The 16815-nt window shown below is 38.1% G+C and carries 15 protein-coding genes, 1 tRNA gene and 1 other RNA gene; 7 read left to right on the top strand and 10 right to left on the bottom strand.

Annotated elements, in window-relative coordinates:
- Positions 1–14: 14 nt before the first annotated feature.
- Positions 15–1361 carry a glucose-6-phosphate isomerase gene (locus IGK53_RS04890; RefSeq protein ID WP_002290415.1) on the bottom strand — a complete coding sequence of 449 codons (1347 nt, stop codon included), beginning with the start codon at positions 1359–1361 and terminating at the stop codon, positions 15–17.
- A 111-nt stretch (positions 1362–1472) separates the two neighbouring features.
- Positions 1473–2822, bottom strand: coding sequence for an NADP-specific glutamate dehydrogenase (gene gdhA, locus IGK53_RS04885; protein WP_002329378.1), 1350 nt, complete (start codon positions 2820–2822; stop codon positions 1473–1475).
- 116 nt (positions 2823–2938) lie between these two features.
- Here gdhA and IGK53_RS04880 point away from each other — a divergent pair, with 116 nt between their 5' ends.
- Entirely contained in the window at positions 2939–4192 is a 1254-nt protein-coding gene (locus IGK53_RS04880) for an NAD(P)/FAD-dependent oxidoreductase (RefSeq protein WP_002329379.1), read from the top strand.
- A 70-nt stretch (positions 4193–4262) separates the two neighbouring features.
- On the opposite strand, the gene ybaK is transcribed toward IGK53_RS04880, so the two are convergent.
- The 3 genes from ybaK to IGK53_RS04865 are packed head-to-tail and all read right to left on the bottom strand — an operon-like array spanning position 4263 to position 6723.
- Entirely contained in the window at positions 4263–4748 is a 486-nt protein-coding gene (gene ybaK / locus IGK53_RS04875; RefSeq protein WP_002290411.1) for a Cys-tRNA(Pro) deacylase, read from the bottom strand.
- 22 nt (positions 4749–4770) lie between these two features.
- Positions 4771–5529: a type I 3-dehydroquinate dehydratase gene (gene aroD / locus IGK53_RS04870; RefSeq protein ID WP_002290410.1), complete on the bottom strand. Its 759-nt coding sequence runs from the start codon at positions 5527–5529 to the stop codon at positions 4771–4773.
- Between the two features lie 15 nt (positions 5530–5544).
- Entirely contained in the window at positions 5545–6723 is a 1179-nt protein-coding gene (locus IGK53_RS04865) for a class I SAM-dependent rRNA methyltransferase (RefSeq protein ID WP_002290409.1), read from the bottom strand.
- A 228-nt stretch (positions 6724–6951) separates the two neighbouring features.
- Here IGK53_RS04865 and IGK53_RS04860 point away from each other — a divergent pair, with 228 nt between their 5' ends.
- From IGK53_RS04860 to IGK53_RS04850, 3 genes are all read left to right on the top strand, one after another.
- Positions 6952–9072: an LTA synthase family protein gene (locus IGK53_RS04860; RefSeq protein WP_430605023.1), complete on the top strand. Its 2121-nt coding sequence runs from the start codon at positions 6952–6954 to the stop codon at positions 9070–9072.
- A 171-nt stretch (positions 9073–9243) separates the two neighbouring features.
- A complete protein-coding gene (locus tag IGK53_RS04855; RefSeq protein WP_002290407.1) occupies positions 9244–9969 on the top strand; it encodes an FtsX-like permease family protein in 726 nt (241 codons plus the stop codon).
- Complete coding sequence (locus IGK53_RS04850; protein ID WP_002329381.1) at positions 9959–10468, top strand: hypothetical protein; 510 nt, start codon at positions 9959–9961, stop codon at positions 10466–10468. The genes IGK53_RS04855 and IGK53_RS04850 overlap by 11 nt, the downstream gene beginning before the upstream one ends.
- A gap of 72 nt (positions 10469–10540) precedes the next feature.
- Here IGK53_RS04850 and IGK53_RS04845 read toward each other — a convergent pair whose 3' ends face one another.
- Genes IGK53_RS04845 through IGK53_RS04835 form a run of 3 tightly spaced genes read right to left on the bottom strand, consistent with a single transcriptional unit; the run spans position 10541 to position 13036 of the window.
- Entirely contained in the window at positions 10541–11989 is a 1449-nt protein-coding gene (locus IGK53_RS04845; RefSeq protein ID WP_002290405.1) for a sensor histidine kinase, read from the bottom strand.
- Entirely contained in the window at positions 11989–12705 is a 717-nt protein-coding gene (locus IGK53_RS04840) for a response regulator transcription factor (RefSeq protein ID WP_002290404.1), read from the bottom strand. Before IGK53_RS04840 ends, IGK53_RS04845 begins: the two co-directional genes overlap by 1 nt.
- Entirely contained in the window at positions 12686–13036 is a 351-nt protein-coding gene (locus IGK53_RS04835) for an SdpI family protein (protein WP_002290403.1), read from the bottom strand. The genes IGK53_RS04840 and IGK53_RS04835 overlap by 20 nt, the downstream gene beginning before the upstream one ends.
- A 143-nt stretch (positions 13037–13179) precedes the next feature.
- Here IGK53_RS04835 and IGK53_RS04830 point away from each other — a divergent pair, with 143 nt between their 5' ends.
- The 3 genes from IGK53_RS04830 (at position 13180) to IGK53_RS04820 (ending at position 15013) form a co-directional block, all read left to right on the top strand.
- Positions 13180–13953 carry a Cof-type HAD-IIB family hydrolase gene (locus IGK53_RS04830; RefSeq protein ID WP_002290402.1) on the top strand — a complete coding sequence of 258 codons (774 nt, stop codon included), beginning with the start codon at positions 13180–13182 and terminating at the stop codon, positions 13951–13953.
- Between the two features lie 170 nt (positions 13954–14123).
- Positions 14124–14490: a transfer-messenger RNA gene (gene ssrA / locus IGK53_RS04825) on the top strand.
- A gap of 220 nt (positions 14491–14710) precedes the next feature.
- Positions 14711–15013, top strand: a complete 303-nt coding sequence (locus IGK53_RS04820; protein WP_081125522.1) for a DUF5960 family protein — start codon at positions 14711–14713, stop codon at positions 15011–15013.
- Between the two features lie 515 nt (positions 15014–15528).
- Here IGK53_RS04820 and IGK53_RS04815 read toward each other — a convergent pair.
- A tRNA-Ile gene (locus IGK53_RS04815) sits at positions 15529–15602 on the bottom strand.
- Positions 15603–15791: 189 nt separating this feature from the next.
- On the bottom strand, positions 15792–16811 hold the full coding sequence (locus IGK53_RS04810) for a peptidoglycan recognition protein family protein (RefSeq protein WP_137203097.1): 1020 nt from the start codon (positions 16809–16811) through the stop codon (positions 15792–15794).
- Positions 16812–16815 lie beyond the last annotated feature (4 nt).

The raw sequence follows: 16815 nt of genomic DNA, 5'->3' as shown, positions 1-16815 counted from the left end.
GAAAACCCCTTATTTTAAAGGCGTTCGTTCAATTCTTTAGCAAGGTCTTCAAAGCCTGGTTTGCCTAGAAGTGCGAACATGTTTTTCTTGTAAGCTTCTACACCTGGTTGGTCGAATGGGTTGATTCCATTCAAGTAACCTGAAATACCTACAGCAATTTCAAAGAAGTACATTGTGTAACCCAATGTGTAAGCATCCATTTCTGGAATTTTGACTAGCAAGTTAGGTACGTCACCGTCTGTATGAGCAAGCAATGTTCCTTCAAATGCTTTTGTATTTACGAAGTCCACTTCTTTTCCTTGCAAGTAGCCTAGACCGTCTAAGTCTTCTGCTTGTTCAGGAATCGTGATTGATTTACGAGGTTTTTCAACTTTCACAACTGTTTCAAAAATATTGCGGCGTCCTTCTTGGATGAATTGTCCTAAAGAGTGCAAATCAGTTGAGAAGTTTGCGCTTGAAGGGTAGATGCCTTTTTGGTCTTTTCCTTCAGATTCGCCATACAATTGTTTCCACCATTCTGAGAAGTATTGCATTCCTGGTTCATAATTGATCAACAACTCAGTTACTTTGCCTTTACGGTAAAGAATGTTGCGCATTGCTGCGTATTGGTAAGCTTCGTTTTCTTCTAGTTTGTCGCTTGAATAAGCTTTGCTTGCATCAGCAGCTCCTTGCATCAATGCGTCAATATCTGCTCCACTAACAGCGATTGGTAACAAACCAACAGCCGTTAATACAGAGAAACGTCCGCCGATGTCATCAGGAATCACGAAAGTTTCCCAACCTTCTGCATCTGCTTCTACTTTAACTGCACCTTTTGCTTTATCTGTTGTAGCGTAGATACGTTTGTTTGCTTCTTCTTGTCCGTATTTCTTAACAAGAAGCTCTTTGAATACACGGAAAGCAATCGCTGGTTCAGTAGTTGTTCCAGATTTTGAAATAACGTTTACTGAAAAGTCGCGATCACCGATTACTTCGATCAAATCAGCGATATATGTTGAACTGATTGAATTTCCGGCAAAGAAGATTTGTGGTGCTTTGCGTGTGTCGCTATCTAATAGATTGAAGAATGTGTGATTCAAGAAGTCGATCGCTGCACGAGCGCCTAAATAAGAACCACCGATACCGATAACAACTAATACTTCAGAATCAGATTGGATTTTTTTAGCTGCTTCTTTGATACGTGCAAATTCTTCTTTGTCATAGTTCGTTGGTAAATCGATCCAGCCGCGGAAGTCGCTTCCTGCACCAGTTCCTTCCCGTAATTCGTTGTGGGCTGCTGTTACTTGGCTTTGCATGTACCCTAACTCATGTTCATTGACAAACGGTGCTACTTTTGAATAGTCAAAATGAATGTGTGCCATTTGTTCTCCTCCTTATAGGTTTACTCTACAGGTAATACTTTACGTTTTTTTTTATTATTTTTCAAGCAAATAAACAAAATGCTGACAATATTTCCAAGAAAGTTTCATTTTTTAAACTAAACCTTCTGCTGCCATTGCTTTGGCAACTTTTTCAAATCCAGCAACATTTGCTCCAAGAAGCAAGTTCTTTTCATCGCCATACTCAGCGGCTGTTTGGCGACACGTATGGTAAATCTTTTCCATGATTTGATCCAGCTGCTCATCCACTTGTTCTCTTTCCCAAGTCAATCGCTGGGCGTTCTGACTCATTTCTAAAGCAGATACTGCCACACCTCCAGCATTAGCAGCTTTTCCTGGACAATACCACACGTCTGCTTCATGAAGAACAGAAACAGCTTTTACTGTACATGGCATATTAGCGCCTTCTGCTACGATTTTGATCCCATTTTCTACTAAGATTTCAGCCAAGCTTTCGTCTATTTCGTTTTGAGTAGCACATGGCAAAGCGATATCCGCCTTTTCTTTCAATGTCCAAACAGATTCTCCAGCATGATAAACAGCAGAAGGACGTTGGTTCGCGTATTCCGTCAAACGTTGTCTATTGATTTCTTTGACTTCTTTCAATAGTTTCACATCTATTCCTTCTGGATCATAGATGTACCCGTTGGAATCTGAACATGTAACCACTTTCCCGCCTAGCTCTTGCACTTTTTCGATTGCATAAATGGCTACATTCCCACTTCCGGAAACAAAAACTATTTTTTGATTAAATGAATCTTTTTCTTCGTTCAATAGATGTTTGACATAATACACTAATCCATATCCAGTCGCTTCTGTACGTATCTTGCTTCCCCAGAAATCTAGAGGTTTACCTGTCAACACACCAGTATCATATTTTTTCAATCGTTTATATTCGCCGAACAAATAGCCGATTTCTCTAGCTCCTACACCGATATCTCCCGCAGGAACATCAATCGATGGCCCGATATGTTTTGACAATTCCAACATGAAACTTTGACAAAAACGCATGATTTCATTATCAGATTTCCCTTTAGGATCGAAATCACTCCCACCTTTTCCTCCACCGATTGGCAGACCAGTTAAACTATTCTTAAAAATCTGTTCAAAAGCCAAAAATTTTAAGATACTTAGGTTGACACTGGGATGGAAGCGTAATCCACCTTTATAAGGGCCGATAGCTGAATTGTATTGGATACGATAGCCTCTATTTACTCGCCAGTTTCCTTTATCATCTTGCCAAGGTACTCGAAATTGAATAATTCTTTCTGGTTCTGTTAAAAGTTCTAAAATATTCTTTTCGATATATTCGGGATGAGTGTCCAAAAAAGACATTACTGTGGGCATAAATTCATCGATTGCTTGTAAAAATTCTTCTTGTCCTTGATCCTTTTGATGTAGCTTTTCTTGAATTGCTTGAACATATTCTGTTGCGTTTGTCATCGTTCCACGCTCCTTTGCTTATCTTCCCTCATTTTAGCTCATTTTCTCTTTTGGCTCAAAACATTTTTTTCTGTTTTCTTTCTTCAAATATGCTACACTTTCCTTGAGGTGAGGGAATGGAAAAACTGTATGATGTGATCGTAGTCGGCGCTGGAACAAGCGGGATGATGGCAGCGATCAGTGCAGCTGAACAAGGCGCACGCGTACTTTTGATTGAAAAAAACAAAAAAGCAGGGAAAAAACTACTGATGACAGGTGGTGGTCGGTGCAACGTCACGAATAATCGTCCTGTTGATGATTTAATCGCACATATTCCTGGAAATGGAAAGTTTTTATATAGTACATTTGCGCAATGGAATAATTTCGATATCATGAACTTCTTTGAATCACAAGGCGTACATTTAAAAGAAGAGGATCATGGACGGATGTTTCCTGTGACAAATAAATCAAAAACGATTATCGAAGCATTACTTAATCGTCTGAAAGAACTAGATGTGACGATCCTATTCTCTACTCGAGTAGAGAAATTGATCCACAAAGAACATAAAATTTACGGTATACGCACGGAATTCGAAGAGTTCCATGCTCCTGCCGTTATCTTAACGACTGGTGGTCGGACTTATCCTTCTACTGGTTCTACTGGAGATGGGTACAAGATCGTGAAGCGAGTAGGTCACACGGTGACGCCTCTTTATGCGACAGAGTCCCCCTTGATATCGGATGAACCGTATATTCAAGAGAAAACACTTCAAGGGCTTTCTTTACAGGACATCACTTTACGTGTTCTAAATAAAAAAGGCCGTGTATTGACTGAACATACGATGGATTTGCTTTTCACCCATTTCGGTATTTCTGGTCCGGCTGCACTGCGTTGTTCAAGTTTTGTCAATAAAGAATTAGAGAAAATGGGAGAACCAGTGATGCTTTCTCTGGATTGTTTCCCCACACAAACCAAACAAGAGCTTATTCATTTATTGACAGAAAAAAGTAAAGCCACCAAAAAGAACTTAGTAAATGCTTGGCACGGTCTATTACCTGAGCGATTGTTGGTTTTCTTTCTTGAGCGGCTTGAAATGGACAGCCTAACAGGACAACAAGCCTCTCAAAAACAAATTCAAGATTTCGTTCAATTATGCAAAGAGTTTAAGCTATCAATCAACAAGACTTTTCCTATTGAGAAATCATTTGTAACTGGCGGAGGGGTTTCTCTAAAGGAAATTCATCCTAAAACGTTGGAGAGTAAAATCATTGATGGTCTGTATTTTGCCGGAGAATTACTGGATGTCAATGGTTATACTGGCGGCTTTAATATCACAGCGGCTTTCGCTACAGGACATGTAGCAGGAATGAATGCTGGGCAAAGAGCATAATGTATAAAAAAGAAAGAAGGAGACTGGGCAAACAACATCCCGGCCTCCTTCTTTCTTTTATACGTATGATTTATTGTTTTATATCTGCAAATTGTCCGCTCGTTAATGCACAGATATCTTGAGGAGCTAATTCCATCTGCAGCCCTCTTCTGCCAGCTGATACAATGATTTGATCATAGTTTTCTGCGATTTGATCTAAATAAGTAGGAAATAGTTTTTTCATTCCTATAGGCGAGCAGCCACCACGTATGTATCCGGTCGTTGCTTCCAAATCTTTCAAATGAAGCATTTCTACTTTTTTATTCCCTGAAACTTTTGCTAATTTTTTTAGATTCAATTCGGCTTCTCCTGGTATCACAGCAACAAGAGGCCCCGTCACATTGCCCACAGCAACCAGTGTTTTAAATATACGAGATTGGCTCTCTGGGAGCTGTTCGGCGACAGAGGACGCACTTAGGTGGTTTTCGTCCCATTCATATTCGTGTTCTGTATAGGGAATCTTTTTTTGTTCGACCATACGGATCGCATTCGTTTTTACTATTTTTTTCTTTGCCAAAAAATATCACCTCAAACTTGTTCTACAACGGTTCATTTAATAATTGGATAATTTGCTTCAATGCTTTGACCGGTAATTGTCCTGGAGCAGAAACAGAATCACTGCTTAAGGAACCAAACGTCATGACGGATCCTGTCGTTCCGCCAGCCAGACGAGAAATTTTCCCCAGATCGCCCATAGACATCGTAATGATAGGCATGGAGACAAAAGCATTTGCCCGTCTAGTCAACTCCATCAACCGCAAAACATCTCGTTCATTGTTGGGAGTCACTGCCAACTTTCCGATATCAGCGCCAAAATGTTCCATGACATTCAACCGGTAAAGCAAGACAGGGTCAGCTGGTGTTTCTTTAAAATCATGACTACTGATGATCAAAGGGATATCTAAAGATTTGATTTCCTCTATCAGTCCTTTCCCTAAACTTTCAACTTTGAACAACTCGATATCGACCATATCTACTAATCCAGTGTGTATCACATGTTCATAAAGATCGCGATACTGACGGATCGATATGTCTTGTTCTCCGCCTTCAGCTAAGGTACGGAACGTAAATAATAACGGCAATCCATCAAGCATCTCATGGATAAGAACCAATGTTTCTGCAACTTCATCAAAAGAAAAAACCTTACGATAATGATCGACTCGCCATTCGACTAAGTCGGCCCCTGCTTCACGTGCAAGAACTGCTTCACGTAATACTTCCTCTCGGACGGCTCCGATAAGAGGCGCACAAATCTTTGGTCTACCGCTTCCTATATTCAATCCCTTTATCCGAACCACTCTGCATCGCTCCTTCTAATGGTTATTTTTAATTTGATAAACAAACACTTTCAGATAATTGCCTTCTAAAAAGGTATCCGTCGTCTGGAAATCTTTTGGCAGACGATATAAAGCAATTTGTTCAAAAGAAACATTCTTGGCATGGAATTCCTCTTCGATCATTGTTTGGAATTGTTCGATCGAGACATTCGCAGCATTTGTAGACGCAATAAGTATCCCATCTTCTGCTAAAATATCCAGACTATCCTTGATTAGTTCCCCATAATCTTTTGCTACGCGAAAGACTTTTTTCTTGTTTCTGGCAAAACTTGGTGGATCCAATACAATCATGTCATATAAAAATTGTTTTCTTTTTGCGTATTTGAAATACTCGAATACGTCCATAACAATGATTTTTTGCTGATCGACATCCAGGCCATTCACTTCAAACTGTTCTTGTGTTTTTTTCAAACTGCGTTTTGCTAAATCGACACTTGTCGTTTCGATTGCCCCTCCCATTGCGGCAGCAACAGAAAAGGCGCCGGTATAACTAAACATATTCAAAACTGTTTTCCCAGAAGCGAAACCTTCTGCTAATGATCCCCGTACTTCTTTTTGGTCTAGAAAGATACCAGTCATCAATCCTTCATTCAAATAAACGGCAAATTTTACTCCGTTTTCTTTTACGACCAAGGGCTCCGGTGCCTCTTTTCCGTAAATGAACTGGCTCTCAGGCAGATTCACTGATTCAAAACGAATTTTCTCATATCCGCCAATGATTTCCGGATAGATTTCACGAAAAGCTTGAATCAATAATTCACGATGTGTATATAACGTCTCGTTATACCAAGAAAAAACAGCATAACCTGCATAATAATCAATAATCAGACCGCCAATTCCGTCTCCTTCTCCATTGAATATACGAAAAGCGGTAGTAGAATCATCTGAAAAAAAGAAAGTTCTTTTTTCTTTTGACTTCACAAAAAGTTCTTCAAAAAATGATTGATCAAATGGGATATCCTGCTGGCTCAATACCCAACCGATCCCTTTATTCTGCTTTCCTAGATATCCTTTTGCGATAAATTGGTTTTGCGGATCAACTAATTCCACCCATTGCGTGGTTTCTTTTTGGGGATGTGCAAGGTCTTCTTTTTGGATCAGTGGGTATCCTTTTTTTAATCGACTGCTTGCTCTTTTTTTTACTTGTACTTTCATTCCTTCACCTGCTTTAGCTTTCTCTTCTCAAGTATAACAAAAAACATAGGACTTGTCTTACTGCTCCTTTTTCATCAAGCTTAAAGAAAAACTTAATGAAACAGCACAAAGTTCTGGTTTCAATTGACACTATATTGTCATACTAGTAAAATAAATGAGAATAAGTGAGCTGTGTAACATGGTTTCATGACACTTCTGTGATTAAGAAGTGCAGAAAGGAAGATTATCTTGAAATATATAAAAACACCTGCCTTTTTGAATAAGAGGCTCGGATTTTTTTCTTTACTAGTCGTTTTACTTTGGTTGAAAACGATTTTTGCCTATTTGGTCGATTTCCATCTTGGAATTGAAAGTGGCATTCAATACTTTATCTTGTTTATCAACCCTATTGCAACTACACTGTTATTACTTGGAATTGCTCTTTATATCAGACGCCCCAGAGTTGCTTATATCACGATGATGGTCATTTATTTTCTTTTGACATTGCTTGTTTTTTCGAATGTCACTTATTATCGAGAATTCACGGACTTCATTACGATCAACACGATTTTAGGTGCTGGGAAAGTAGCAAGTGGTCTGGGAGAAAGTGCCATTCGACTGTTTCGCCCATATGACGTGATCTATTGGATCGATTTCATTATCTTGACTGTTCTACTGATCGCCAAAAAAATCAAGTTGGACCCTCGTCCGATTCGAGCAAGAATGGCTTTTGCGATTTCTACATTAGCCGTTATGATTTTCTCAGGAAATCTTTTTATGGCGGAAGCTGATCGTCCAGAATTATTGACTCGTACATTCTCTCGGGATTATTTGGTTAAATATCTTGGCTTGAATGCTTTCATGGTTTACGACGGCGTTCAAACTTACCAGACAAACCAAGTGCGGGCAGAAGCAAGTCCCAATGATATGAAAGAAGTAGAAAATTATGTAAAAGAACATTACGCAGCACCAAATGATGATTTGTTTGGACTTGCTAAAGGAAAAAATGTGATTTATATCCATTTAGAAAGCTTCCAACAATTCTTGATCGATTATAAATTGACAGATGAGAATGGTGTCCAACATGAAGTTACACCTTTCATCAATAGTCTTTATCACAGCAACAGCACGTTCAGTTTTGACAACTTTTTCCATCAAGTAAAAGCAGGAAAAACAAGTGATGCGGAAACGCTGATGGAAAATTCATTCTTTGGCTTGAATCAAGGCTCCTTGTTCACACAATTAGGCGGAAAAAATACTTTCCAAGCTGCACCTGATATTTTAAGTCAAACAGAAGGCTACACGAGTGCCGTGTTTCATGGGAACGCCGGCACATTCTGGAATCGAAACGAGACCTATAAGAATTTAGGATATGATTATTTCTTCGATTCTTCTTATTATGACGTTAATGATGACAATTCGTTCCAATACGGTTTGCATGATAAACCATTTTTCCAACAATCTGTAGAATACTTGGAACGTCTGCAACAACCATTTTATTCAAAATTCATTGCTGTATCTAACCATTATCCTTATTCGAAATTCACCAATGACGAAGCTGGATTCCCGTTAGCCAATACAAACGATGAGACGATTAACGGTTACTTCGCGACAGCCAATTATTTAGACACTGCCGTACAAGAATTCTTCAACTATTTGAAAGAAAGCGGCTTGTATGATAATTCAGTTATCGTTCTTTACGGTGACCATTATGGTGTTTCGAATTCTAGAAATAAAAATCTAGCTGAATTAGTTGGAAAAACAAGTTCTACTTGGACAAATTATGACAATGCACAAATGCAGCGTGTCCCTTATATGATCCATATTCCTGGACAAACACAAGGCGGGATCAATCACACTTATGGCGGCCAAGTTGATGCTTTGCCTACACTGCTCCATTTACTAGGTGTAGATACAAAAAATTATATTCAGTTAGGACAAGATCTATTCTCGAAAGATCATGAACAGCTTGTTTCTTTCCGTGATGGCGATTTTGTTACTCCAAAATATACTTACTACGGTGGTACCATCTACAGTAACGAAACTGGTGAAGCCATTACTGAACCTACTGAGGAAGTACAGAATGAAATTGATTCACTCAAAGAAAAAGTTGATAAACAGTTAGCTGTTTCTGATCAAATCAATAACGGTGATCTTCTTCGTTTCTATACGAATAGTGGATTAGATCCAATTGATACCAGTGATTATGACTACAAGAATGGCTTAGAGAAATTAAAAGAAGCTGAAAAATCTCTAGGTGACAAATCAACTAGTGTCTTTAGTCAACACAACAGACAATCAACTGTTGATCTTTATAAAACACAAACGTATCAAGAACTTCACGGAACGACCACAGGTTCTTCCGAATGATAAAACAAATCTGAAAGGAGCTGCGACAAACATCTTGTCGCAGCTCTTTTTTCACAACCTCTTGCAAAAAGCAAGAGGTTTCCTGGTTTTGGTTTTAATTCGTGATTTTACTAAAGGAATTTCATACTTTATTCATATTCATTTTTTATACTTTTTATAGAGGTGAAAAGTATGAAAATGATCCGCTATGCTACTGCTCGATTAATTTATTACAAAAAGCAGACAATACTCTATTGTTTATTTTCAAGCTTTTCTGCTTTTTTATTGATAGCATGCCTGACTCTCTACCATTTGCAATCGGCTTTAGCGAATCAAGTCCAAGATCGGCTTTCATTTATTGGTGCTTCTGCATCTACGGAGCTTCTTCCGGCTTTAGAATTAGCTAGCCGATTTTATCTAAAAGGCATATTCAGTTTATTTTTTCTATTTGCCTTCTTTTTTATCTTTTTCTTTTACTATTCACTCAGGCAAAACCAGCAAGAATTGATGAATTGGCGCCTGACTGGTCTTTCTAAAGCCAAACTGTTCCTTTTTATTTTTTGGCAGCTGTTCTTTCCTCTCTTTCTTTGTTGTATCTTGGTTTTATTGTGGATCGTCAGCTTCCAGTCGGTTTATGAAACACTGCTTCAAAGGATCAATTTTCTTGTCTTAAAGACTGCTGAGCTGCCAGATATCCGTGATATCTTGACTTCAGTAAGCGGACTTACGATTCCGATGGATCAGCAGACTTTCTTTACTATCGATTTTCAAAATGATCTGTTTTTCACAGATATTCTTAGAGGCTTTGCCCAAACACTTGTTGGACTTAGCGGGTGCTGTCTGATTCTCAGCCTATTGCCATTCACTTTTTTTATCCATCACTTGCAAAGCAGGAGGTCTAAACGTAATGAAACCTGAATATTTGATTAACGCTGACCATTTGACCGTTATCTTGTGTCCCCTCGAAAAACAGGATAAGATATTGGAACATTTAAAAAAAGAAGTTCTAGTTGCTAATCTGGAAAATTTCGCCATCGTTCAAAAAGATTGGCCAATGTTTCCTTACCTAAAGCTCAAAGACCATGTGCTGTTAGATTTACCAGAAAAGGGAATCAAACAAGATCGTTTAGCCTATCAAGAAAAACTTGATATCTCTTCTTCGTTACTTAATTGTGCGGCGACTGAGCTTACGCCTTTTGATAAAGTAAAGCTTCAATTGCTTCATGCGTTGCTTTCCAAACGAAACAATATTGTTATTGAAGATACATTTGATGAACTTAGTATATTGGAGATCCAAGAACTGCTCCATTTGCTTTCTTATTTAGCTCATGAAGAAAATCAAGGTATTTTACTCTTTACGCATGACGCTACTATTGCCCAAAGTCCTTACATTGATCGTTTAGAGCCTGCGGGTTAAATCAGTCCTTTTATTATAAGAAAACAAGCGATATAGAAGATCGATTCATGATCTTTTATATCACTTGTTTTTTTACTCTTCTTTGATTTCTACGTCAGGCAAACGAACAGTGAATTTCGTTCCTTTTCCTAGTTCGCTTTCTACTTCTAATTTTCCTTTATGCAGGCGAACAAGCTGCTGCACGATTGGTAAACCTAATCCTGATTCACCATATTTTGTATTTTTTCTTGAAGGATCTACTTTATAATAGCGATCCCATATACTTTTCATTTGTTGTTCAGACATTCCAATTCCCGTATCTTCGATCGTGATGATCGTTTCAAGATAGCCTTTTTCCAGGGTGACCATGATTTGGCCGTTTTCGGTAAATTGTATCGCGTTTTGAATAATATTGACCATGATTTGGACAAAACGGTCATAATCCGCATAAACATCGATATCATCATCGGCTTTCAGTGTCAACGTATCCCCTGCTGCCTCTGCTTTAGCTTCTAACTGGGCAACAATATTCCTCAATGTTTCTGTACCATTGAATTTTTTAATGACCATACTGATTTGATTCGTACGGATTTTTTCATAATCCAAATTTTCATTTACTAAACGGATCAGACGCTCTGTTTCATTCTTCATCAATTTAATCGCGTTTTCTCGCTGATTCTCAGGGATTGCATTGTATTCCAACCCTTCCAGAAGACCGTTGATTGTCGTAAGAGGTGTTCTCATCTCATGGGAAGCATCTGCCATGAATTGTCTTCGACGATTTTCTTGTTCTTCGATTTCTGCTTGAGATTCTTTCAGTGAATTCGTCATTTTATTGAAATCATCTGCTAACTCATCAAATTCATCTTTATCATGTACGGGAAGCTGTACATCAAAATTGCCATTCGTCACTTCTTTCGTCGCATTCCTTAAACGATTGATCCGCTTGACTTGGAATGCTGCAAAAGCATAACTGGCAATGACCGCCACAATACTGGAAAAAATGAAACCTTTGAACAGGTTCAGTGTAATTGGACGAACACTGTTATCGATATTTCGCGCAGGTTGACTGACTACAAGTGCTCCATAGAATTCATGATTCAAATTGAATGGTACAAGTGCGTAAGAGGTCGCCTGTGCTTGCCCTAAAATGTTTTTATTCGATGTGAATTTCTCTTGACGCCCACTCCTCAGATTTTTCCATTGATCCGTTGTTAAGGTAAAGTTCAGCAATGCTGTATTGGTCGGATAAATGACACGTTCATTTTTGTCGATGAATATAAAATTCACATTTTGTTCTGTCAGTACTTGCTCCGTCAGCAGCAATGCATTTTGAAATGCCTGATCTTGACTAAACTGCGGAAGTGTATCGGCATAGGTTTGCGTTGTCTTTTCAACTGATTCAGCATATCCAAACAGTTGCTGATAATTGTTTTCTTCAATCGTCTGTTTTGTCAGTTGCGTAAAAGAAACTCCGACGATCAATAAGATCAACGCGACCATTCCGCAAAAAGCTAAGAGTTGCTGATACAAATAACGCATTAGGCAACACCAGAATCATCAAATTTGTAGCCGACTCCCCAAACAGTTTGGATAACTTGTGGTCCGACCTTTTCAATTTTTTGACGCAATTTCTTGATATGGGCATCTACTGTCCGTTCATCACCAAAATACTGGTAATCCCAGACTAGTTCAAGCAACTGTTCCCGAGAAAATACTTGTCGTGGTTTTTTTGCTAAAGTAAACAATAGATCGAATTCTTTAGGCGTCAAGCCTTCGATGGGCCGATTGTCCAGATATGCTTCTCGTGTTTTCGTATTCATCTTGAAATGACTGGTCTCAATATCAAAATGGTCATCTGAAACCGCTGCTTCTTCTCTTGCTTCTGCCAACTCGCTACGGCGATGTAAAGCTTTCATTCGAGCAATAAGCGTCAGCGGACTGAAAGGTTTCGTCACATAATCATCTGCCCCCATCTCTAAGCCAATCACCTGATCACTTTCAGAATCTCTAGCTGTCAGCATGATAATCGGCACTGTGCTTGAAACTTTGCGGATCTCTCTTCCTACTAACATGCCGTCCATTGTAGGCAAATTCAAGTCCAATGTGATCATGTCCCAATGTTGGGGGTTTTCTAAAAAGGCGTCGAGCCCTTCTTTTCCATCATATTTGAAGGTTGCTTCCCAACCTTCATTTAAGAAAAACATCTGCATCATTTCAGAAACAGATTGATTATCTTCAATCATTAAAATATTCATTATCGTTCCCTCCAGTTTCCAGGTCATATCTCTGTAATTTTTTTTCTGTCATAATAAAAATGGGCATAATTGGAAATACCAATAATAGCATCTCGATCAAAAAATAATTCGTATGTCCAGATGTCTTTAAATAATAACCGATCAATGTCATCAGTAAGCCCATAAGGAAAAACCAGTTCCCGCTTGTCTTTTGTGCTAGTCGCCAATGAGCGTCTGTTTTTGCGGCAAGAGGCGAATGGTACCCATAAAAAGGCAGGTTTCCTTTTGAGGGCAGAATCCGAAAAAGACTGCCAATTATTAAGAATAAGATACCAATACTGAAAAAAATCATTCTTTCCCTCCTAAATTCTCTTCTTATAGTATACTCTATATTGTTGACTGAACCAATATGTTCAGGAATTCTTCACGAAAGGTTTGTCTTTTGTTCATTCTTTGTTAAGATAAACTTATTCCAATAAAAAAGGAGTTTTATTTGTGTCAAATTATCGTGCAATCACTTTCTTTGATCTTGATGGAACATTACTAGATGCGAAGTCAAAAATCACACCCGAAGTGGCAAAAGCTATGAACGCATTAAAAGAAAACAACGTTCTTCCCGTCATCGCCACAGGACGTACAGAAGCAGAAATCCACTCGATCATGGAAGATGCGGGCATTACTTCTGCAGTCACCATGAACGGTTCTTTCATTCGAGTAAACGGTGAAGAAATCTACTCTCAGACATTTTCTTCAGAAGAATGTCAAAAAATGTATGATCATGTACAGTTGAATGGGCATGAACTTTCTTACTATAACGACCAGAAAATCTGGTGTACCGGTCATAGCCAAACAATGATCGATGCTTATGACTTTATCCATTCAGATGTGCCGGAAATAGATCCTCTAGGCTTTAAAGACAATACAGTAAATATGTTACTTATCTTATCTCAATCGGGTGACGAATACTATCATGAACATTTTCCTGAGCTAACTTTTTATCGGAATGGTCCTTACTCGATTGATACAGTGAAGAAAGGAATCTCAAAAGGCGCAGGTGTCAAACGACTGAAGAAAGAACTTCAATTAGAAGAAGTTCCTACTTTTGGATTTGGCGATGGTCCGAATGATTTTGCCTTGTTGGAAGCTTGCGACAACAAAATCGCTATGGGCAATGCCTATGATGGATTAAAAGAGCTTTCTACTTTCATCACAAAGAAAAATACAGAAGGCGGGATTGTCCACGCATTGAAGCATTTTGATCTGATTTAAGTATATTTTTTCGAAACTGGACCCTTTCTTAAAAAATCACTTATTTTTTCTTAAGAAAGGGACAGTTTTTATATAAATAATGGGGTATCATCCGCTTTTTTATTGAATTTATCCCAAGATATGCTATACTGATTTTGTATGAAAAATACACGTAACCCTTGTTAGCTAACGGGGACGTTACGGATTCGACAGGCACAGTCGAGCTTGAATTGCGTTTCGTAGGTTACGTCTACGTAAAAACGTTACAGTTAAATATAACTGCTAAAAACGAAAACAACTCTTACGCTTTAGCTGCCTAAAAACAGTTAGCGTAGATCCTCTCGGCATCGCCCATGTGCTCGAGTAAGGGTCCTAACTTTAGTGGGATACGTTTCAACTTTCCGTCTGTAAGTTGAAAAAGAGAATATCAGACTAGCGATACAGAATGCCTGTCACTCGGCAAGCTGTAAAGCGAAACCTCAAATGAGTTGACTATGAACGTAGATTTTTAAGTGGCGATGTGTTTGGACGCGGGTTCGACTCCCGCCGTCTCCATTGTGAGATTTCACCAGATTTCGCTAGATGCTTAAATCCTTATTTCATAAGGGTTTGAGCATTTTTTATTTTCGCAGATTTTCGTTAAATGAATGAAAATAGCATTCAAAATGGCATTCAAAAAGAACACTTTTTAATATATATGTTCCATCCATATTATCAATGATATTCCACCTTTACAAAAAGAACATTCGTTCGTATACTCTTTTTGAGGTGAACTTTTATGCTTATGGAAGGAAAAATACAATTATGGTTTAAATTCGATCCTTCGAATAGATTTATCAAAGATTTTTATAAAGTATGGGATTCAGAAGTTTTCTTTTTAGCAATCGAAGATAGCTTATTAATCAATCTCTACTATTCTAATAAGAACTACTTTAAAATCCCTGCTGCGAAAACTAGAATGAAGAAAGACGTATATTTTTTGTTTGATATCGTGACTGACGTGCCAGACGCTCGAAGCGATCATCGGCGTTATGACTATATAAAGTATACTTTCGTTGATCCAGAAAGATACAAAGATTAAAATAGGCTACCTAAAAAGGTAGCCCGGAACGGATTTTATCACCATACTTATGAAAGGAGATATTTTTTAAGTTAGTATTAAGATTGTGTAATATGATGATATCTATATTTTATAGTATCAGTGCTATAAAATCAAAAATAAGTCACTAATTAACTACCACTCCAATTATAAGCCTTTTTTCCATTATTTTTTACAGTTATATGGTATGCTTTTTAATGGCTTCAAATATAAAAGAGTTTAAAGCGTAACACACTTATTGGGGAGTGGTTTTTGGGGAACGCTTTAAACTCTTCTTTATTATTATCTCACAATATAATCCAAATGTCTTTCTATTTAAAAATCAAAGTAAAACTTTTCAAATATACAGAAGTATAACTATGTGAAACATCCTTTCATTAATCCATAAAAGGATACATAAAAATGCCACTCATTTGAGTGGCAATGAAGAAAAGCTTTAGCTTGTATAATACTCTTCAAAAAATTCTAACACAGAACGATTCAAATGGCTACATTAATGTACCCTGTAGGACTCGAGCCTACGACCGGACGGTTATGAGCCGTCTGCTCTAACCAACTGAGCTAAGGGTACTGGTTGTTGCCACATAAAGCCATAAACAATCAACCAGTAGAATGTGTGGCAACAAACCTGTTATCGCATATCTTGGAGTGTGACTATTTATGAGTGATAGTGAAGATATGCGACGACACCACTATTTTATCGAATGATTTTTATAGTTTTCAATATAATTATGTACTGCCCCTCATCGAGGGGCTTTTTTCATCGTTGTGGAATATTCAAATACCAACGCTTGTCATGAAAATCTTGTGCTCCGCTTTTAGTGTTCCCTTTTGGATCATTCGTTGCCCGCATCATGACGTATACTTTCTTATTAGGAAAATTACGCATATTGAAAGATACATGATAACCAACATTTCCTAAAGTATTATAAGCTTGATTTACGTCTGGTCTATAAATCCCATCAGCTCTTACTCTAGCTAGTTCTTTTCCAGTATTGTAGTCCATAATGAAAATATACTCGTATTTATAATTAGCAATGTGCCATCCAGCTACATGCAAGTTTGCGTTTTCGATTTCTCCAAACTGATCAATGTGTGCGTAGTTCGTTCCATCTGTTAAAGTCGGATTAGCTGCACCAGCTCGTGTTGGATCAATGACAGGCTTGTTTTCAGAAGTTGTCGGATTTTCATCGATAAATCCATGAGCTAAATCATATGCTAGTTTTTCTTTACTTACGCCCATTTCAGAAAGATAACCGTAAGGATCTGTATGATCACCCCAAATATTTTGTGTTACCCATAAATGTGATTTGATTCCTGGTTGGTTATAAGGAGTGTCTAATGTTAATGGAATACCATATTTTATTGCTGAATCTCTTGCCAATTCAACATATGCTTTATAGTTCTTTTCAAAAGTTGCTTTATCATGTGTGTGTTGTAACTCAATCTGCACAGGACTGTTGGCATTAGCATACGAACCAGCCCCATACTGCACATAACCAGGTTGTCCAACTTGGTAAACAATTCCGCCATCACCCACAATGTAAGCAGTGTAAGCACTAGTCCATGAACGTTGCATATACTGCGCTTCATTGCGCCCTGTTGCTGTTTCATTAGCCGTTTCATGCAGTAAAATGTACTGATTATTTGCTACTTGTGAGCTACCTTCGTTTGGGCCCAAATTAAATTCATTGTTAATCGTATAGGCAAACCCATTAATTGGCAATAAAAAAAGAGCCGTTAACAGGCTCATCGCAGTAATAGTAATTTTCTTTTTCATTTGT

The organism is Enterococcus sp. DIV1224 (assembly GCF_050555455.1).
GTDB lineage: Bacteria > Bacillota > Bacilli > Lactobacillales > Enterococcaceae > Enterococcus_B > Enterococcus_B lactis.
This window is presented reverse-complemented; position numbering and strand designations above follow the sequence as displayed.